Source organism: Brevundimonas sp., assembly GCF_029946145.1.
In the GTDB taxonomy this organism is placed as follows: Bacteria; Pseudomonadota; Alphaproteobacteria; order Caulobacterales; family Caulobacteraceae; genus Brevundimonas.
The window spans coordinates 199,532-217,216 of sequence record NZ_JAQSDY010000027.1 but is presented as its reverse complement, the minus strand read 5'-3'; the positions used below and the strand labels follow the sequence as shown (position 1 = coordinate 217,216).

The following is a 17,685-nucleotide window of genomic DNA, read 5'->3' as shown; positions in this document are numbered from 1 at the left end:
GTCGACAACAGCGCCCTGGAGACCTGCAGACCCCTTTTCCGGGATTTGTGCCAGGATATCAGCGACATCGCAGTCGCTATCGGAAAAATTACAGCCTCACCGACAAGCCTGGGGCAACCTGGGCCCCCATGATCATGTGACCTCGCGTGGGGTTCAGGGCGGGGCGAGTCGAGAAAACGCCTCCAGCAGGATCGCGCGCTGTCCGGGATGAATATGCTCCAGGGCATCGGCCTCGCCGAAATATCGGACAGCGTCAGCTTCCGGAGCCTCGAGGCGGCGGCCGGATCGGGGTGGCCATTCCAGCTGGAATGGCGCGCTACGGAAGGCGGCGAGATCCAGATCGGCCTCCGCCAGCCAACAGTGAATGACCTTGCCCGCGCGCGTCCGGACCGGGGTCAGCGCGGGCCCGGGCGGCGGCGGCTCCAGTCCGGTCTCCTCCTCGAACTCGCGCAAGGCCGCCGCCAACAGCGCTTCTCCCGGCTGGGGCAGGCCCTTGGGCACGGACCAGGCGGCCAGATCGCGGCCACGCCACCAGGGGCCGCCCGGGTGGACCAGGAGGACTTCGGGACCGCGCGGCCCACGACGGTGGACGAGAAGGCCTGCGCTGGAGACTGGCATGATCGGCTCCCTCGCCCCAATGCGGCGTGGCCGGATAATGGACGCCGTTTGATCCCGATCAAGGCGGCCGCCGGCCGGCGGCGCGATAGTCTACAGGCTGTTCCATACAGCGGACCGGCTCCGTGGAACTGCCTTACGGCCTGTCGTCAAGGCCACGGCCCGATGAGAGTCGGCTCGGGCCGGATTTTGGCTGTCGCGGACGTCTGGCCGCAGTCGAGCGGAGAAGCGCCATGCCCAAGGGCCCGCACAGTTTCGACAGCGCCCTGCAGACCGCCAATGTGTGGCTGAAGGCGGTCGACGATCGGCTCCTGTGCGACGATCGCCAGACCGCCTACGAGGCGCTCCGCGCCGTTCTCCATGTGCTTCGGGATCGGTTGCCGCTGGAAGCCGTGCTCGGCCTGTCGGCCCAGAGCCCGATGCTGATCAGAGGCTTGCTGCTCGAAAGCTGGCGGCCGCAAGACGGCCCGTCCGGCATCCGAAATCCCGTCGCTTTCTGCGACGCGGTCGCCGGGCAGTTGCCGCCCTCATTTCCGTTTTCCGGCCTCGAAGCTGCGGAGGCGGTCTTCGCCGTTCTTGCCGAACGCCTCGACGCGGGAGAGGTGCGGAAGATCCTCGTCCATCTCCCCGAACCGCTTCGCGGTCTCTGGCCAGGCTCACGTCCCGTCGGCGCGGCGGCCGACAGTCCTTCCCACCGGCCCGCGCCGTCCCGCGAGGCCCGCAGGCGGACCCGGGTGCGATGGAGCCTTCTGGTCAGCGCGGCGCTGACCGTGGCGGGCGGCGTGCTGGTCTGGGCTCTGATCGTCGGGCCGGTTTGGTCGGGGGCCATCGACCCCGCGAGCATTCTCCTCGACCCCGCTCTGGGCCTCCAGAGGCTGGCGGCCGGGTTGCTGTTTGTCGGCATCGCCATGTTGCTCGGTTCGACCCTGGCGGCCTTCCTCATTGCCCGGGCAAGCCGGTCCTGAGGGGCAGACGACGCCGACGCGGCTTGCGCCAGATCAATGCAGTCGTGGCGCGGGGGCTCATCTTCCGCAGGCGCATCCGGCGCTGCAAATCACAGGAGCATTCCATGACCGCTCAATCCACGCCCGCCGCCACGACCAGTCCCGTTCGCGGGGTGGCCCCCTTTTTCGCGCCGCTTCAACGCGAGTTCGACCGTGTGCTGGCCGACTTCAGCGGCTTTGACCTGTCGGATGTGCTCGGGCCCTCGCCGCGCATGGACATGAGAGAGGTCGACGGCGCCGTCGAGCTGACCGTCGAACTGCCGGGCATGACCGAGGACGACGTCCACATCGATCTCGAGGACGATGTGCTGACGGTCAGCGGCGAGAAGAAGTCCTCCACCGAGACGCGCGACAAGGGATTCCGGATGGTCGAGCGCCGCTACGGCAGCTTCTCTCGCTCCGTGCGCCTTCCGGCCCCCGTCAAGGCCGACGGGATCAAGGCGGCCCTCAAGCAAGGGGTGTTGACCGTGACGGCTGCCCTCGACGCCGACGCCTCGAACCGGAAGATCTCCATCCCGATCAAGAGCGCCTAGGTCGGCCCGGGCCGGAAATCATCGCGCCTGAACGGGCCGCCTGTGATCGTTGTCGGGGCGGCCCGGCGTTGACCAGAACAGCCGCGCCGGCGAACCGCCCGTTTCGCAGATCGTCGAGCGCCTCGTTCGACCCCCGGGCCGATGGCGTCGACGATGCCGACCACCTCATGACCGGGGATGATCGTCGGCCGTCGCGGCGCAAGGTCGCCGTCCACAATGTGCAGGTCCGTGCGGCAGACGCCGCAGGCCGAGACCTTCAGGCGCACCTGGCCGGGTCCGGGAACGGGGTCCGGCCGTCGTTCCGGCACGAGCGGCCCTCCAGCCTCCCGAAGGACCATGGTCAGCATGCTTCAGCCTCCGCCGCTGCCGAACGACCGTGCCCACGACTCCCGCCAGCGGCCTTGATCCGGATCAAGGCGGGCGATCTCCAACCGGTTCATCAATCAAGGGTTGGAGGACGCCATGCCGCGCCGGCCCCCGAAAGTCATCCGCCCGGCCGACCCCCGCGAGGATGCGGCGCTGGACGCCGCCCTGGCCGCCACCTTCCCCGCCAGCGATCCGGTCGCCGCGCTTGCACCGGCCGCCGAACGCTCCCGCCCCCTCCCGGCGGACCCCGCGGCTCGCCCCGTCGTCCGCACTCCCTCCCGACCCCGGAAGAAGGACATCCAGCCGTGACCTGCAGCAGCATTCTGACCCTGATGGACGGCGGCCAGGCCGCCGTACAGCGGGCCCGCATCGCCGCGACCCTGGCGGCCCGGTTCGACGCGCGTCTCACCGGGGTCTTTCCCCAACCCGGGCTGCCCCTGTCGGCCTGGGACGAGCCCGTCTACTGGGGCATGCCTCCGGTCATTCCGCCGGCCGTGCCTCCCGAAATCCTCGCCGCGCACGAGCGACGGACGGAGGCCCAGGGCGAAGAGGCGCGACTGGCGTTCGAAGCGGCGGCGGCCGCGGCGGGATGCCGTTCGGACTGGCGGGTGCTTTCGCCCGACATGGGAGCGAGCGTTGTGGAACTGACGCGCCGAACGGATTTGACTGTCCTGCCGCCCGGCCGTCTTCCGACGGTCGGCCCCGCCGGCGCCGACGCCGCCGACCTCGCCCTGGGCGGTGGCGGACCCGCGCTGATCCTGCCAGACCGGGTCGCGGACCCGGCCCCCGGCCGCCGGGTCATCGTGGCCTGGGACGGCAGTCGGGAAGCGGCGCGGGCCGTGCGGGACGCCTGGCCGTTCCTGTCCATGGCGGAAAGCGTTCACGTGATCGTGGTCGCGCCCGGTGAGGCGGAGGGGCCGGACAGCTTGCTGCAACGCTATTTCGAGGACCACGGCTGCACCGCCGAGATCGTCGTCGTGCGCGAGGCCGACGCGGGGGCCGCGGACGTTCTTCGTCGCCAGGCCGAGGTCTTGAAGGCGGATCTGATCGTCATGGGACTGTACGGGCATTCGCGGCTTCGCGAGACCGTCCTGGGCGGCGTCAGCCATGACCTGCTGCGCGATCCGCCCGTGGCCTTGCTTGTGTCCCATTGAACCCGCGCGCGTCCGCCGCGGCCGGCGGCGCGCCCGAAAACCCCGGAGGCGCTCCCTTGTACGCCAGACTTCCCGCATTTTCTGATCGCGCTGACGCCGGTCGCCGGCTTGGCGAGGCGTTGGCGGACCGGATCGACGGCGACATCGTCGTCTACGCCATTCCCCGGGGCGGCGTGCCGGTCGGCCTTGAGGTCGCGCGCGCCCTGGAGGCGCCGCTTGATCTGGCGCTGGCGCGCAAGATCGGCGCCCCCGGCAACCCCGAGGTGGCGCTCGCGGCCGTCATCGACGGAAGCCATCCCCGCACGGTCATCAATGAGGACATCGTGAGGCTGACCGGCGTATCGCCGGCCTGGCTGGACCAGGAACGCCTTTCGGCCCTCGCCGAACTCGAACGCCGCCGCCGGCTGTATTTCGAAGGCCGGGGCCGGGTCGACCCCAGGGGCCACGTCGCGGTGCTCGTGGATGACGGTCTGGCCACCGGCGCCACGGCGCGGGCGGCCATCGCGGGCCTGCGCGCCCAGGGCGCGCGCCGCATCGTCCTGGCTGTTCCGGTGGCGCCCCGGGCCCTGGCGGAGGCCTTCCGCGAACAGGTCGATGACTTCGTCTGTCTGGTCGAACCGGAACCGTTCCGGTCGGTCGGCGAGGCCTACCGGGACTTTCATCAGGTGGACGACGCCGAGGTCATCGCCTGTCTGACGGAGACCCGTTGAACCATGTCGACGTCCGCTCCGTCAGGCAGGGACGCTCCGGAGAATGTCGCGACCGGCTATGTCCTTTCCCTCGACGAGGTCGGGCTGGACGATGTCGCCGCCGTCGGCGGCAAGACCGCGTCTCTCGGGGAACTGAGGCGGCTGTTGCGGGGCGGCGCGGTCACGACCCCGGACGGATTCGCCGTCACGGCGGCGGCCTATCGTGACGTTCTCACCGCCGCGGGCGCCTGGCCGAAACTGGAGTCGATCTTCGAAGGTCTCGACATCAATGACGTCGGACAGGTGGCGGCCCGGGGCGCCGCGGCGCGGGCGATCGTCTATCAGGCGACGGACGATGCCCGGCTAAAGGCGGCGATTGTGGAGGCCTGGCGCGAGATGGGCGCGCAGGACCCGACGCTGCGGGTCGCCGTGCGGAGCTCCGCAACGGCGGAGGATCTGCCGGAGGCCAGCTTCGCCGGCCAGCATGACAGCTTCCTGCACGTCACGGGCGAGGCCGGGGTGGTGGAGGCCTGCCGCCGATGTTTCGCATCGCTGTTCACCGACCGGGCGATCGTCTACCGCGTGCAGAACGGCTTCGACCACCTCAAGGTCGCCCTGTCGGTCGCGGTCATGCGGATGGTGGACGCCGACGAAGGCGCCAGCGGGGTCGCCTTCACCATCGACACCGAGACCGCCTTTCCCGATGTGGTGTTCATCACCGGCGCCTGGGGCCTCGGGGAGGGCATTGTTCAGGGGCGGGTCGCGCCGGACGAATTCTATGTGCACAAGCCGACCTGGCGCGCCGGCTACCGCGCGGTTCTGAGACGAACCCTCGGCGCCAAGGAGAGCCGTCTCGTCCGGCCCCGCCGCGGAGCGGAGTCGGGCGTCCTGCGCGAGCGGACCGTCCTGCGGCGCGACCGCCAACGGTTCTGCATCACGGATCAGGACGTGCTTGAACTCGCCGGCGCGGCCATCGCCGTCGAGGATCACTATTCCGCACGGGCGGGGCGCCGCATGCCCACGGACCTCGAATGGGCCCGGGACGGCGTCGACGGCCGCCTCTACATCCTTCAGGCAAGGCCGGAGACCGCCGCCTCGCGCCGGCCGGAAGGCGTCTACGAAGTCCGCAAACTTGACCCCGGCAAGGCGCCGATCCTCGCGTCTGGCAAGGCGGTCGGCCAGGGCGTCGCCTCGGGGACCGTACGAACTATCGCCACGCAGGCCGATCTCGAAGCCTTCGTCCCCGGAGAGGTGCTCGTGGCCGAAACGACGAGTCCGGACTGGCTGCCGGCGATGAGGAACGCCGCGGCGATCGTCACCGACAAGGGAGGCCGCACCTGCCATGCCGCCATCGTCGCCCGGGAACTCGGCATTCCCGCCGTTGTCGGAACCGGCGACGCGACGAGGCGTCTTGGGGCCGGACAGGCGGTCACCGTCAGCTGCGCCCGGGGTGAAGCGGGCGCGGTCTACGCCGGTCAACTTCCCTTCACCGTGGAGCGGCTGCGAACGGCCGATCTGCCGCCCACCCGAACCGCGATCATGCTCAATCTGGCGCAGCCCGACACGGCCTTCCAGGCGGCTGGCCTTCCGGCCGCGGGAGTCGGCCTGGCCCGCATCGAATTCATCATCGGCGAACTGATCGGCGTCCATCCGATGGCCGCCGCCCATCCGGACCGGGTCGCCTCCGAACGCGAGCGCCGGGCCATCGAGGCCTGGGCGCGGTCGGATGAGTCCCCCAGGGCGTGCTTCGTCCGCCAACTGGCTGAAGGCGCGGGAACGATCGCCGCGGCCTTTTATCCGCGGCCGGTCATCGTCCGCCTCTCGGACTTCAAGACCAACGAATACGCATCGCTCCTCGGCGGGTCGGGCTTCGAACCCGTGGAGGAGAACCCCATGCTCGGGTTCCGCGGCGCCGCGCGCTACGCCCATCCCCTCTACGCCGACGGCTTCGCCCTCGAGTGCGAGGCGCTGGCGCGGGTCCGCGACGTCATGGGACTGACCAACGTTCGCCTGATGGTGCCGTTCTGCCGCCGGGTCGAGGAAGGGCGGCGGGTTCTCGAAGCCCTCGCCGCCCATGGACTTCGCCAGGGTCCGGGGGGCGTCGAAGTCTATGTGATGTGCGAGATCCCCAATAATGTGATCCAGATCGACGCCTTCGCCCGGCTGTTCGACGGTTTCTCCATCGGGTCCAACGATCTCACCCAGCTCGTCCTGGGCGTGGACCGGGATTCGGCCGAGGTCGCCTTCGACTTCGACGAGCGGGATCCCGGCGTGCTGGAGATGCTCCGCCAGGCCGTCGCCGGTGCGAAACGGAACGGCCGGCCCATCGGCATCTGTGGTGAGGCCCCGGCCTCCTGGCCGGAGGTGGCGGCCTTGCTGGCGCGGGCCGGCATCGACTCGATCAGCGTGAACCCCGGCAGCTTTCCGCAAACCGTCGACGCCGTGGCGCGGGCGGAAGCGGAGGCCGCGACGTCGGCCTCCTGACCGCGGCGAACCTCCCGCTACGGACCCTTGCGTCGGCTCGATATGTAGGCGACGGCGGCGGCTATGGTCGCCAGCTTCGCGGCCTCGGACTCGGGAATGTCCACCCCGAGACGCTGATGCAGCGCCGTCAGCAGATTGAGAAAATCCATCGAGTCGAGATCGGCCTGTTCCCGCAGGTCCACGGACGGGTCGAGCCCGTCGAAATCGATCTCCGGGGCGATCCGGCCCAGTTCGTCGCGCAGCACAGCGCGGATGTCCTCGTCGGTCACAGGGCCTCCGGAGTCTGCAGCAGCCGGCCGATTTCGGTCAGGAACAGGCCGCCGCGGTGGCCGTCGCTGACCCGGTGATCCGCGGCCAGGGTGACGGTCACGACCGGCCTCGGCACGATAGCGCCGTCGACGATCCAGGGGCGCCGGACCACCTTGCCAAAGCCCACGATCGCCACCTGGGGCGGATAGATGACGCCGAACAGGACCTCGACGCCCCGGTCCCCCATGCTGGAGACGGTGATGGTGGGGTCGGCGATCTCGGAGCTGCGGAACCGCCCGTCGCGGACGCGGGCGACGAGGTCGCGCGTCCGCGCCATCAGCGCATCCAGGTCGAGGTCGGCCGTATCGTGGATCGCCGGCGCCGCCAGGCCGCCGCCCCGCAGGGCGATGGCCAGTCCGACGTGAACGGCGGGCGCCGGTCGGAAGACGCCATCGACGAACAGGCCGTTGAACTCGGGATAGGCGCGGGCGGCCCGGGCCACGGCCTTGACGAAGAGCACCCCCGTCAGCAACCGCCGGTCCGGCGGCCGATCCGCGTTGACCCCCGCCAACCAGCCCTCCGCCGCCGCCATGTCGATGGTGTCGGACAGGTAGTAGTGGGGTATCTCCCGCTTGGACCGGGACATGGCCGCGGCGATCGCCGCGCGCATCTCGGCGAAGTCGAAGCGCGGTTTGACCGCTTGCGGCGACGCCTGCGGCCGGGTCGCCTCGACGTCGGCGACCTCGATAATCCCGTCGGGTCCGGCCTCCACGGCCGACAGGTCCACGCCCAGTTCGCCGGCGCGCCGGCGCGCCGCGGGGGACACCCTCAGGCGCTCGCCCGCCGGCTCGGCGGGGGGCGGAGGCGGCGCGGGCGCGACCGCCACCGGCGCAGGAGCGATCGCGGGCTCGGCCACAGGACCCGGTTCCGGCGCCGGCTCCGGCGGCTGGACCGGCGCCGTTTCCCCCTCTCCCCGCAGCAAGGCGAGGGGCGTCCCGACCGGCACGGTGGCGCCCGGCTGGACCAACAGCTGTTCAACCACGCCGGCGTCGAAGATCTCGATCTCGATCGCCCCCTTCTGGGTCTCGACCACGGCGACGATATCGCCGCGTTTCACCGCGTCGCCGGGTTTGACCAGCCACTCGACCAGCGTGCCGGCGTCCATGTCGGCGCCCAGGGACGGCATGAGAAATTCGGCCATGCTCAGCTCCTCCCCAGGACGGTCCGGGCGGCGGCGATGATCTTCTCCGTCGACGGCAGGGCGGCCTGCTCGAGATGGCTCGGATAGGGGATCGGGACCTCCTCGCTGCACACCCGGACCGGGGCCGCGTCGAGGTCGAAGAAGGCCTTCTCCGCGATGCGCATGCCTATCTCCGCCGCCAGTGAACCGCTGCGCCAGCCCTCGTCGACGATCACTACCCGCCGGGTGCGGGCGACCGAGGCGAGGATCGTCGCCTCGTCCAGCGGCCGCAGAACGCGCAGGTCGATCACTTCGGCCTCGATCCCTTCCTTCGCCAGCGCGTCGGCGGCGTCGAGGGTCTTGGCCAGGGACCCGCCGTAGGTGATCAGGCTCAGGTCCTTGCCGGCGCGCCGCACCGCCGCCCGATCGATATCCACCGGCCCGGCGTCCGCGGCCAGGGGCGCGACCGCATTGTACAGCATGAAGTGCTCGAAGATCAGGACCGGATCCGGTTCCTGCAGGGCGGTCGACAGCATGCCCCGGGCGTCCTCGACGGTGGCCGGCGCCAGGATGCGCAGACCGGGGATATGGGCGTACCAGCCCTCGAGGCTGTGCGAGTGCTGGGCCGCGAGCTGACGCCCGGCGCCGGTGGCCATGCGGATGACCAGCGGGCACCCGAACTGCCCGCCGGACATATGGCGGAGGGTGGCCGCGCTGTTGAGGATCTGGTCCAGGGCCAGCAGGCTGAAATTGACCGTCATCAGCTCGACGATCGGCCGCATGCCGGCCATGGCGGCCCCCAGACCCGCGCCGGTGAAGCCCGCCTCGGACAGGGGCGTGTCCCGGATCCGCGCCGGGCCGAACTCCGCCATCAGCCCCTTGGACACAGCATAACAGCCGCCGTAGGCGCCGACGTCCTCGCCCATGAGGAAGACCCGGTCATCGCGGATCATCGCCTCGCGGATCGCCTGCCGCATCGCCTCGCGATAGGTCGTGTCGACCGGGGGGCCTTGCGGCGGGCATTGCTCGGGCGCCGGAGGCCGCTCGGCGGCGGTGACATGGCGGGCCAGATCCGCGACCGGCTCGAGGGGCGACGCCTCGGCGAAGGCGACCGCCGCCTGGACCTCGGCCGCGGCGGCGGCCTCCAGCGCGGCGACATCCTCGGGATGGGCCAGACCCGCCGACAGGGCCCAGGTCTGGAAGCGCCGGATCGGATCCTTCGCCTTCCAGACCTCCACCTCGGCCTTGTCCCGATAGAGCTGGGCGTCGAACATCGAATGGGCCCGGAAGCGGTAGGTGCGGCATTCGAGGAAGAAGGGTTTGCCGGTCTCGCGGATGGCGGCGATAGCCCGTCGGGCCGCGGCCTCGACCGCCACCACATCCATGCCGTCGACCACCTCGGAGGCGATGCGGTAACTCTCGGCCTTGCGATGGATGTCGGTCTCGGACTCCGACCGCCCCAGCGCCGTTCCCATGGCGTAGAGGTTGTTCTCGCAGACGAACAGCACGGGCAGGCTCCACAGCGCCGCCAGGTTCAGGCTCTCGTGGAACTCGCCCTCCGCCACCGCGCCCTCGCCGAAGAAGCAGGCGGTCACCGGATCCTCGCCGCGCATGTGGTCGGCCAGCGCCAGACCGACCGCCAGCGGCAGGCCGCCGCCGACGATGGCGTTGCCGCCATAGAAGTTGGCCGCCCGATCGAACAGATGCATCGAGCCGCCACGCCCCCCGCTGCAGCCGTCGCGCCGCCCGAACATCTCGGCCATGACGGCCGGCATCGAGACCCCCCGGGCCAGGGCGTGACCGTGTTCGCGATAGGTGGCTACGATGCGGTCGCGGGGCTCCAGGACCGGGATGACGCCGACGGCGACCGCCTCCTCCCCGTCATAGAGGTGCAGGAAGCCGCGGATCTTTTCCTGCGTATAGGCCTCGGCGCAGGCCTGTTCGAACGTCCGGATGCGGATCATCCGTCCCAGCAGATCCAGCACATGGGCCCGGGACAGCCGGGGCTTGAGGACGGCGTCGGTCATCGTTCCTCGCTCTCAAGGGTGGACAGGTCGCCCTCGGGCAGGCCCAGTTCGCGGGCCTTCAGCAGACGGCGCATCAGCTTGCCGCTGCGGGTCTTCGGCAGGTTCTGGCGGAAGGCGATGTCCCTGGGCGCCACCGCCGGCCCCAGCCGCTTGCGCGCATGGCCGAGGATGTCCCGGCGCAACGGCTCCCCCGCCTCGAAACCGTCCCTCAGGGCGACATAGGCCTTGACCGTCTCGCCCGCGATCGGGTCCGGCAGACCGATCACCGCCGCCTCCGCCACCGCCGGATGCTCCATCAGGACGCTCTCGACCTCGAACGGACCGATCAGGTGGCCGGCGCTCTTGATGACGTCGTCGGCCCGCCCGACAAACCAGTAGTAGCCGTCGGCGTCCCGCATCGCCAGGTCGCCGGACAGGTACCAGCCCCCGGCGAAACATTTCCGGAAGCGTTCCTCCTCGTGCAGGTAACCGCGCATGATGGACGGCCAGCCGGGCCGCAGGGCCAGCTCGCCCAGGGCCATGGGCTCCGGCGCCTCGCGGACCGACCCGTCGGCTGCCCGCTCCACGATCCCCGCCGTCACGCCCGGCAGCGGACGGCCCATCGATCCGGGCTTGATGTCCATGGAAGCGAAATTGGCGATCATGATCCCGCCGGTCTCGGTCTGCCACCAGTTGTCGTGAAAGGGTCGGCCGAAGGCTTCGACGCCCCAGAGCACCGCCTCGGGATTCAACGGCTCGCCGACGCTGGCCATGAAACGCAGCGAGGGCAAATCGTAGGGGCGCGGGTCGCTGTCCCAGGCCTTCATCAGCATCCGCACCGCCGTCGGCGCCGTGTACCAGACGGTCACCTTCTGCTCGCCCAGGATCCGCCGCCAGCGCTCCGCGTCGAACTCCGCCTCGTCGACCACCAGGGTGACGCCGTTGGTGAGCGGCGAGATGATCCCGTAGGACGTGCCCGTCACCCAGCCCGGATCGGCCGTGCACCAGTAGATGTCGCCGGGCCTCAGATCGAGCGCCGTGCGGCCGGTGACATGGTGGGCCACAACGGCCTCATGGACATGCACCGCCCCCTTGGGCCGCCCCGTCGTACCGCTGGTGAAATGCAGCAGCGCCATGTCCTCGGGGCGGGTCGCCACGGTTTCGAAGACAGGATCGGCCGACGCCAGGGCGGCCTCCAGATCGATGCAGCGTGGCGGCGCCGCGCCGGGGCGCCCGGCCAGGAGAACATGACGCAGGCTGGGGATGGCGTCGCGCCAGGCCTCGACCTTGCGATGGTAGAGGGCCTCGGTGGTCACGAGGATATTGGCCTCGCCGATCTCCATCCGGGCCTGCAGCGGCTCGGGCCCGAAGGCGGAGAACAGCGGCGTGAACACCGCGCCGGCCTTCAGCGTCCCGAGAGCGGCGACGTACAGCTCCGGAATCCGCCCGAGCACGGCATAGACCCGGTCGCCCGGCTTCACATCCAGCGACAGGAGCAGGCTGGCGAAGCGGTTGGCCTGTTCCGTCAGCTCGGCGTAGCTGAACTCCCGCACCGTATCGTCCCTGCCGATCCAGCGCAGCGCCGTCCGGTCGCCATGTCCCGCCGCGAGGTGCCGGTCCAGCGCCTCATGGGCGATGTTGAGGCCGCCCCCCGGCAGCCCGGCCAGCTCCGCCCGCGCCGTTTCCCAGGCGAAGGCGGCCGTCTCCGCATCATAATCCTTCAGATTGGCCGCGGCGCGGTCAGCCGCCGACTTTCGGATGACGGGCCAGGTCATGCGAGCCTCCCCGACCGGAACGCTGAATGGACCTGCTTCATCGTCGCCTCGCTGACCGGAAAGATCATGCTGACTGATCGCGCCGGGACCGCCTTGCGCTGGATCAACCGGCCCGCGGCGGGGAACTCAGAGCCCGAACGGATAGGTGTCCGGCGCCCCCTCCGGGGCCGCTCCGGCCAGGGGCGTCACCGGTCCGGTCTGCTCGAGCCAGACCCAGGCATCGAACTGCGATCCGAGCCGGGCCTCGAAATAGTGGCTGCGCAGCTCCGTCTCGGGGCGATAGATCACGCCGATGGCGCGTTCCAGCCGCGGGATGTCCAGGGCGGCGGCGAGATCGGGATCGTCGCGCCAGCGGGTCAGAGACCGCTCCCGGCCCGCCTGAAGGAAGACCTGTTCCCAGCTGTCGGGCCGCGACGGAAGGACGGTCTTGAAGCGGAGGTCGCCGCCCCAGTCGTCGGCGGCCGCCACCCGCCCGCGGTCCGTGCCGAAGCCGATCGAGACGCAGGCGGGACCGAAGGCCCGTCGGCACAGTTGGCCGAGATTGTATTCGCCGACCGCGCCCATGGCCGTCGCGGAGGCGTCGCCGAGATGCGAATTATGCGCCCAGACCACCGCCCTGGCGTTCGGCCCGCGCGCCTGAAGCAGCCGCTGGAGGGTGCCGAACATGTGGCTGTCGCGCAGATTCCAGCTCTCCGTCGAGCCGCGATACATGGCGCGGTAATAGGCTTCCGCCGCCGCCACCACGCGGGCGCTCTGTTCGGCGTCGAAATAGTCGTCGCCGTCCAGGGCGCTGTAGGTGAGCCGATGCGCCAGCAGACTGACGAGCTGGTCGACCACCTCGTCCTCGCAATCGACCGTCCCCAGCCGCGCGGCCGCTCCATAGCGCTGCGGCTCGTCCAGATACGGCGTCAGGCACCCGTAGCGACGTCGAGCCGATCCGGCCGCTTCCGGGTCTACCCGGTCCAGATAGGTCAGGACGTCGGCCTGCGACTGGGACAGGCTGTAGACGTCGAGACCGCGCAGTTCGGCCCGGTCCTCCGCCGGACGGGCAAGATTCCAGGCACGCAGATCGCGCACGAAGGTCGAGAATTCGGCATTGCGCCACATCCAGCGCGGAAAGTTGGGGAAACTGGCCTTCTGGCCCCAGACGCCCCGGTTCCGGGCGAAGCGATCCAGTTCGGCGACATCGGGCCAGTCGGCCTCCAGGGCCACGATCCGGAACCCGTGCCGGTCGATCAGACGTCGGGTGATCGCCGCGCGGGCCTCGTAGAATTCGCCCGTGCCGTGCGTGCATTCGCCGAGCAAAATCACCTGTGCGTCCGAGAAGACGTCGAAGGCCGCGGCGAAGGCCTCGTCGCTGATCGGGGCGAGCGGCTGGGACCGGCGGCGCACGAGGGACGCCAGATCCCGGGTCTGCGAAAGGTCGGCGAAGGTCATCGCCCTGCCTCCATCCTTGCCGGCCCGATCTCGGGAACTGTCGAGCATGGCTGAACCACCTGCGCCCGCCTTGATGTGAGTCAACGCGGTCTGCGCGCGATCGGTCAGGATGCCGAGGTTCAAAGTCAGGCTGCGTCATGACAGACTCCCGCGCCATCACCCCCGTCGAAATTCCGCCGGTCGGTCTGGCTGGCGAGTTGCGTGCGGCCGAACGGGCCCGGGGCATCGTCATCTTCGCGCACGGCAGCGGTTCCAGCCGCCTGAGCCCCCGCAACCGGCAAGTCGCCCGGGCCCTGTCCGACGCCGGCCTGGCCACCCTGCTGTTCGACCTGCTCACCGAAGCCGAGGCGGCGGACAGAACCAATGTGTTCGACATCGACCTGCTGGCCCGGCGACTGGTCGACGCCATCGACTGGGTCTCCGGCCAGCCGGCTCTCGCGGCCCTGCCGATCGGACTGTTCGGCGCCAGCACCGGGGCGGCCGCGGCCCTGAAGGCGGCTGCGGCGCGACCGGAGGCGGTGAAAGCCGTGGTGTCCAGGGGCGGGCGCCCCGATCTCGCCGGCGAGGCCTTGCTTCGGGTTGCCGCCCCGACCCTGCTGATCGTCGGCGGGAACGACGAGCCTGTGCTCGGCTGGAACCGCGACGCTGCAGTACGGATGCGGGGAGCTGCGCGGGTGATGGTGATCCCCGGCGCGACCCATCTGTTCGAGGAGCCGGGCGCCATGGAGCGGGTTACGTCCGCGGCGACGGACTGGTTCGCGGAGCATTTGTGATCGCGTTCCTGGGTTTGAAGGCCATTTCCAATGGCGACCAGGGATCAGGAGGGAACCCTGGACCTCAGGGGCTTTCGGAAGGCGAGGACGCACCAGACGCGATGACCTCACGCCGGGAGAACTCCGGACTGGTCCCGGCGAAATCCGGCTGAGAAGTCAGCGGCGAAACGGACGCGATCCGGGCAGGTCACGGCCGGACGCCCAGGACCCGGCCCAGCCGAAGCCTGTCATTTCTTGATTGTTATAAGAAAATGGCGCGCCCGGAACGATTCGAACGTCCGACCCTCAGATTCGTAGTCTGATGCTCTATCCAGCTGAGCTACGGGCGCGCTTGGCCGCTAACGGCGAGGGCGGGTATCTAGCGGACGGGCGGCGAGGGGGCAAGGGCCCGAAGACGGGTTTTCGCAGGCAGATTCCGACGGTCATGCGCGCGACCACGACCGTCAGGGGTTTCGCTCGCGCGGCGGTCGGGCCAAACAGGGGCGACTCCTCGTCTTCCTCCTCGCACGAGCCCGCCATGAATCGTCTCCCGACCCGGTCTTTCCGAGCGCTGACCGCTGTCATTACGGCGACGGCGCTGGCGCTGACCGGTTGCGCCGGCGGGGGCGGAGGGCCAGGAGGCGCGGCTCCGGCGTCGCGGGCATCGGCCGTCCAGGCGCCCGTCGCCAGGGGTCCGTTCGTGGCGGCGGCCAATCCGCTGGCGGTTGAGGCGGGGCTGACGGTGCTGCGCGAGGGAGGCTCGGCGGTGGACGCCGCCGTGGCCATCCAGGCGGTGCTGGGCCTGGTCGAGCCGCAGTCGTCGGGATTGGGCGGCGGGGCCTTCATGATGGTGTTCGACGCCGCCACCGGCGAGATCACCAGTTATGACGGGCGCGAGACGGCGCCGGCGGCGGCGACGCCTGAACTGTTCTACGAGGACGGACGGCCCCTGCCGATCGGCGACGCGGTGTTGAGTGGGCGTTCGACCGGCGCGCCCGGCGCCGTGGCCATGCTGGCGATGGCGCACAGGGCGCACGGGCGGCTACCGTGGAGCGCTCTGTTCGGTGACGCCGAACGGTTGGGCCGCGACGGCTTTGTGGTCAGCCCGCGGCTGGCCGGCTTCATCGCCGCGACCCGGGGTCAGGCGCGGACCCGATGGGCCGACGCCTATTTCACCAGGGCGGACGGAACCCGCTACGTCGCCGGGGACACTCTGCGGAACCCCGCCTACGCCGCGACGGTGGTCGAACTCGCGGCGGGGGGAGCCGAGGTCTTCTACAACGGACGGATCGCGCGCGAGATCGCCGCGACCGTGGCGCAGGAGCCGCGGCCGGGCGCCCTGACGGCCGCGGACATCGCCGCCTATGCGCCGGTCGAGCGGGGCGCCCTGTGCCGGCCCTACCGGATCTATGTCGTCTGCGTGCCGCCGCCGCCATCCAGCGGCGTGGCCATGCTTCAACTTCTGGCCATGGCCGAGCGGACGCCGGACATCCACGGCGGGCCCGACAGCGCCGCGGCCTGGACCGCCTTCGCCCAGTTGCAGCGGCTGATGTACGCGGATCGCGACCGCTATGTCGGCGATCCGGGCTTCGTGGGCGTGCCGGTGCAGGGGCTGCTGGATCCGGACTATGTCGCCACGCGGGCGGCCCTGGCGCCCGCCCTGACCGGGGCCGCCGAGCCCGGCACGCCCCCGGGCGGGATGTTCGCCGGGCCCGACGCCACGCGCGAGCCGGCGGGGACCTCGCATTTTGTCGTCGTCGACGCCCGGGGCAATGCGGTCAGCATGACCACCACGGTCGAAAGCGTGTTCGGCTCGGGTCGGATGGCGGCGGGCTTCTTTCTCAACAACCAGCTGACGGACTTCTCGTTCACGCCCGTGTGGCCCGACGGCGCGCCGGCGGCGAATGCGGTGGCGGCGGGCAAGCGGCCGCGGTCGTCGATGTCGCCCGTGATCGTGCTCGACCGCCAGGGGCGGCTGGTCGGGGCGTTCGGTTCGCCCGGGGGGCCTTCGATCCTGGCCTATAACGCCAAGGCCCTGATCGCGGTGCTGGACTGGGGCTTGCCGGTGCAGGCGGCGTTCGACCTGCCCAATCTGGTGGCCCGGGATGATGGCTTCGGCGCGGACACGGACCGCTTCCCTGAGGACCTCCGCGCGGGCCTTGCCGCGCGGGGCGTGGCGCTCAGCCCCAACGCCAGCGAGATTTCGGGCCTGCATGGCGCGCTGTGGCGTCAGGGGCCGACCGGCTGGAGCTGGGACGGCGGCGCCGACGACCGGCGCGAGGGCGTGGCGCGGACGCACTAGGGGGCCTGGCTCAAGCAGGCCGCGACCGCGTCGCGGCCGATAGCGCGACAAGGATGTCCTGCGCTCAAACAGGCCGCGACCGCGTCGCGACCGATAGCGCGACCAGGATGTCCTATTCGGGCTTGATGCTCAGCTGGAAGGCGATCAGCCCCTCGGACACGTCGGTGTCGACGCCATGGCCGGCGCGCAGGCCCTCGGTTTCGATCTCGCGATAGACGACGCTCAGCGAGCTGTGCACCGGCCCCCGGCGCATGGCCACGCCCAGCGAGGCGTCGCCGAGGAAATTCCCCGAATCCTGACTGACGCCCGAGCGCGCGAAGTCGCCGTCGCGGTTGCGGGCGAAATTATAGCCGACCGCGCGGCCTGAGCCCGCCGCGTACAGATACCAGCGGGGACGTTCGCCAAAGGCGTCGCCGCCATCCGGAACCAGTTTTTCGATGCCGCGCCCGATGCGCAGGGTGGCGCCCGCCTCGGTCGTGCCGCCGCGCGATCCCACGCCGACTCCGACGTGGGGCGTCAGGGTGACGTCCAGACCGGAAGCGGTCTGGCCCAGCCTCTCGGTCCAGCCCCGGGTGTAGGTCAGGTCATAGTGTTCGGCGTCGAATGTCGCGGGATCCAGCGGTCCGGGCGGCAGGGGCGAGCCGTCGAGACGGCGGACGGACCCTTCGGTGCGCAGGCGCAGGCGGTCATCATAGCCGGCGTGGTCGAACCAGACGTCCCGGCTGGACGCGGCCCATTGCGATGACCGGTCAGGGGCGTAGCCCGTCCACCCGCCGGCGGCGTCCAGGGCTCTGTCGTTTGCGTACCGGGCGTCACGGTCGAGACGGGTCAGAAGATCGGCGATGCTGGTCGGTCGTTCGGGCGCGACCCTCCAGGGGTCCGACGGGGCGATGCGAGCGGCCTGCGCTTGCTGCGTTGCGGCGGCGAACGCCGGAGCCGCAAGGGCCACAGTCGCCAACACTCCGGCAAGGATCGCCGTCATACGCATCAACGGTTCCTCCCCGATCCGTTAACGACTCCGACCCTGCACGATGCGGGCCGCTCAGCCAACAGTCATTTCAGCGTCACATCTCACTCGGTGAACGTGAGCTGACGGGCCGGGTTCCGCAATCGGATGAACCCCTTGGGAGAGTTTCAGT

The 17,685-nt window shown here is 70.4% G+C and carries 16 protein-coding genes and 1 tRNA gene; 8 read left to right on the top strand and 9 right to left on the bottom strand.

The window, feature by feature from the left end; translation table 11 throughout:
* Nucleotides 1–153: 153 nt before the first annotated feature.
* On the bottom strand, nt 154–618 hold the full coding sequence (locus PSV23_RS13140) for an NUDIX domain-containing protein (protein ID WP_300469698.1): 465 nt from the start codon (nt 616–618) through the stop codon (nt 154–156).
* Nucleotides 619–848: 230 nt separating this feature from the next.
* Here PSV23_RS13140 and PSV23_RS13135 point away from each other — a divergent pair, with 230 nt between their 5' ends.
* Both PSV23_RS13135 and PSV23_RS13130 read left to right on the top strand, forming a co-directional pair.
* A complete protein-coding gene (locus PSV23_RS13135; RefSeq protein WP_300469695.1) occupies nt 849–1,580 on the top strand; it encodes a DUF2267 domain-containing protein in 732 nt (243 codons plus the stop codon).
* Between the two features lie 104 nt (nt 1,581–1,684).
* Nucleotides 1,685–2,152: an Hsp20/alpha crystallin family protein gene (locus PSV23_RS13130; protein WP_300469693.1), complete on the top strand. Its 468-nt coding sequence runs from the start codon at nt 1,685–1,687 to the stop codon at nt 2,150–2,152.
* On the opposite strand, the gene PSV23_RS13125 is transcribed toward PSV23_RS13130, so the two are convergent.
* A complete protein-coding gene (locus PSV23_RS13125) occupies nt 2,149–2,499 on the bottom strand; it encodes an alcohol dehydrogenase catalytic domain-containing protein (RefSeq protein WP_300469691.1) in 351 nt (116 codons plus the stop codon). The genes PSV23_RS13130 and PSV23_RS13125 overlap by 4 nt on opposite strands.
* Before the next feature lie 115 nt (nt 2,500–2,614).
* Between PSV23_RS13125 and PSV23_RS13120 the strand changes: the two genes are divergently transcribed.
* The 4 genes from PSV23_RS13120 to ppsA are packed head-to-tail and all read left to right on the top strand — an operon-like array spanning nt 2,615 to nt 6,845.
* Nucleotides 2,615–2,827 carry a hypothetical protein gene (locus PSV23_RS13120; protein WP_300469689.1) on the top strand — a complete coding sequence of 71 codons (213 nt, stop codon included), beginning with the start codon at nt 2,615–2,617 and terminating at the stop codon, nt 2,825–2,827.
* The gene (locus PSV23_RS13115) at nt 2,824–3,672 is read left to right on the top strand and encodes a universal stress protein (protein WP_300469687.1); all 849 of its coding nucleotides are present in this window, start codon (nt 2,824–2,826) and stop codon (nt 3,670–3,672) included. The genes PSV23_RS13120 and PSV23_RS13115 overlap by 4 nt, the downstream gene beginning before the upstream one ends.
* A gap of 56 nt (nt 3,673–3,728) precedes the next feature.
* Nucleotides 3,729–4,382, top strand: a complete 654-nt coding sequence (locus PSV23_RS13110) for a phosphoribosyltransferase (RefSeq protein WP_300469685.1) — start codon at nt 3,729–3,731, stop codon at nt 4,380–4,382.
* Nucleotides 4,383–4,385: 3 nt separating this feature from the next.
* Entirely contained in the window at nt 4,386–6,845 is a 2,460-nt protein-coding gene (gene ppsA, locus PSV23_RS13105) for a phosphoenolpyruvate synthase (protein WP_300469683.1), read from the top strand.
* A 17-nt stretch (nt 6,846–6,862) separates the two neighbouring features.
* On the opposite strand, the gene PSV23_RS13100 is transcribed toward ppsA, so the two are convergent.
* From PSV23_RS13100 to PSV23_RS13080, 5 genes are all read right to left on the bottom strand, one after another.
* Nucleotides 6,863–7,114, bottom strand: coding sequence for an acyl carrier protein (locus PSV23_RS13100; protein WP_300469681.1), 252 nt, complete (start codon nt 7,112–7,114; stop codon nt 6,863–6,865).
* Nucleotides 7,111–8,295, bottom strand: a complete 1,185-nt coding sequence (locus PSV23_RS13095; protein WP_300469679.1) for a dihydrolipoamide acetyltransferase family protein — start codon at nt 8,293–8,295, stop codon at nt 7,111–7,113. The genes PSV23_RS13100 and PSV23_RS13095 overlap by 4 nt, the downstream gene beginning before the upstream one ends.
* A gap of 2 nt (nt 8,296–8,297) precedes the next feature.
* On the bottom strand, nt 8,298–10,301 hold the full coding sequence (gene pdhA / locus PSV23_RS13090; protein WP_300469676.1) for a pyruvate dehydrogenase (acetyl-transferring) E1 component subunit alpha: 2,004 nt from the start codon (nt 10,299–10,301) through the stop codon (nt 8,298–8,300).
* Nucleotides 10,298–12,055 (bottom strand): acetate--CoA ligase, encoded by a 1,758-nt coding sequence (acsA, locus tag PSV23_RS13085; RefSeq protein WP_300469673.1) that lies wholly within the window; start codon nt 12,053–12,055, stop codon nt 10,298–10,300. Before acsA ends, pdhA begins: the two co-directional genes overlap by 4 nt.
* A gap of 126 nt (nt 12,056–12,181) precedes the next feature.
* The gene (locus PSV23_RS13080; protein WP_300469671.1) at nt 12,182–13,492 is read right to left on the bottom strand and encodes an erythromycin esterase family protein; all 1,311 of its coding nucleotides are present in this window, start codon (nt 13,490–13,492) and stop codon (nt 12,182–12,184) included.
* Between the two features lie 137 nt (nt 13,493–13,629).
* On the opposite strand from PSV23_RS13080, the gene PSV23_RS13075 reads away from it, so the two are divergent.
* Nucleotides 13,630–14,265 carry a dienelactone hydrolase family protein gene (locus tag PSV23_RS13075; protein WP_300469668.1) on the top strand — a complete coding sequence of 212 codons (636 nt, stop codon included), beginning with the start codon at nt 13,630–13,632 and terminating at the stop codon, nt 14,263–14,265.
* A gap of 252 nt (nt 14,266–14,517) precedes the next feature.
* On the opposite strand, the gene PSV23_RS13070 is transcribed toward PSV23_RS13075, so the two are convergent.
* Nucleotides 14,518–14,594 (bottom strand) — tRNA-Arg (locus PSV23_RS13070).
* A gap of 188 nt (nt 14,595–14,782) precedes the next feature.
* Between PSV23_RS13070 and PSV23_RS13065 the strand changes: the two genes are divergently transcribed.
* Nucleotides 14,783–16,546, top strand: a complete 1,764-nt coding sequence (locus PSV23_RS13065; RefSeq protein ID WP_300469666.1) for a gamma-glutamyltransferase family protein — start codon at nt 14,783–14,785, stop codon at nt 16,544–16,546.
* A gap of 112 nt (nt 16,547–16,658) precedes the next feature.
* Here PSV23_RS13065 and PSV23_RS13060 read toward each other — a convergent pair whose 3' ends face one another.
* Nucleotides 16,659–17,534 carry a lipid A-modifier LpxR family protein gene (locus tag PSV23_RS13060; RefSeq protein ID WP_300469664.1) on the bottom strand — a complete coding sequence of 292 codons (876 nt, stop codon included), beginning with the start codon at nt 17,532–17,534 and terminating at the stop codon, nt 16,659–16,661.
* Between the last annotated feature and the right edge of the window lie 151 nt (nt 17,535–17,685).

Bases quoted from the DNA above. Each gene is read 5' to 3' on its own strand.
- PSV23_RS13140 (WP_300469698.1), bottom strand. From the start codon at position 618: ATGCCAGTCTCCAGCGCAGGCCTTCTCGTCCACCGTCGTGGGCCGCGC.
- acsA (WP_300469673.1), bottom strand. From the start codon at position 12,055: ATGACCTGGCCCGTCATCCGAAAGTCGGCGGCTGACCGCGCCGCGGCC.
- PSV23_RS13125 (WP_300469691.1), bottom strand. From the start codon at position 2,499: ATGCTGACCATGGTCCTTCGGGAGGCTGGAGGGCCGCTCGTGCCGGAA.
- pdhA (WP_300469676.1), bottom strand. From the start codon at position 10,301: ATGACCGACGCCGTCCTCAAGCCCCGGCTGTCCCGGGCCCATGTGCTG.
- PSV23_RS13135 (WP_300469695.1), top strand. From the start codon at position 849: ATGCCCAAGGGCCCGCACAGTTTCGACAGCGCCCTGCAGACCGCCAAT.
- ppsA (WP_300469683.1), top strand. From the start codon at position 4,386: ATGTCGACGTCCGCTCCGTCAGGCAGGGACGCTCCGGAGAATGTCGCG.
- PSV23_RS13060 (WP_300469664.1), bottom strand. From the start codon at position 17,534: ATGCGTATGACGGCGATCCTTGCCGGAGTGTTGGCGACTGTGGCCCTT.
- PSV23_RS13095 (WP_300469679.1), bottom strand. From the start codon at position 8,295: ATGGCCGAATTTCTCATGCCGTCCCTGGGCGCCGACATGGACGCCGGC.
- PSV23_RS13080 (WP_300469671.1), bottom strand. From the start codon at position 13,492: ATGACCTTCGCCGACCTTTCGCAGACCCGGGATCTGGCGTCCCTCGTG.
- PSV23_RS13075 (WP_300469668.1), top strand. From the start codon at position 13,630: ATGACAGACTCCCGCGCCATCACCCCCGTCGAAATTCCGCCGGTCGGT.
- PSV23_RS13120 (WP_300469689.1), top strand. From the start codon at position 2,615: ATGCCGCGCCGGCCCCCGAAAGTCATCCGCCCGGCCGACCCCCGCGAG.
- PSV23_RS13065 (WP_300469666.1), top strand. From the start codon at position 14,783: ATGAATCGTCTCCCGACCCGGTCTTTCCGAGCGCTGACCGCTGTCATT.
- PSV23_RS13130 (WP_300469693.1), top strand. From the start codon at position 1,685: ATGACCGCTCAATCCACGCCCGCCGCCACGACCAGTCCCGTTCGCGGG.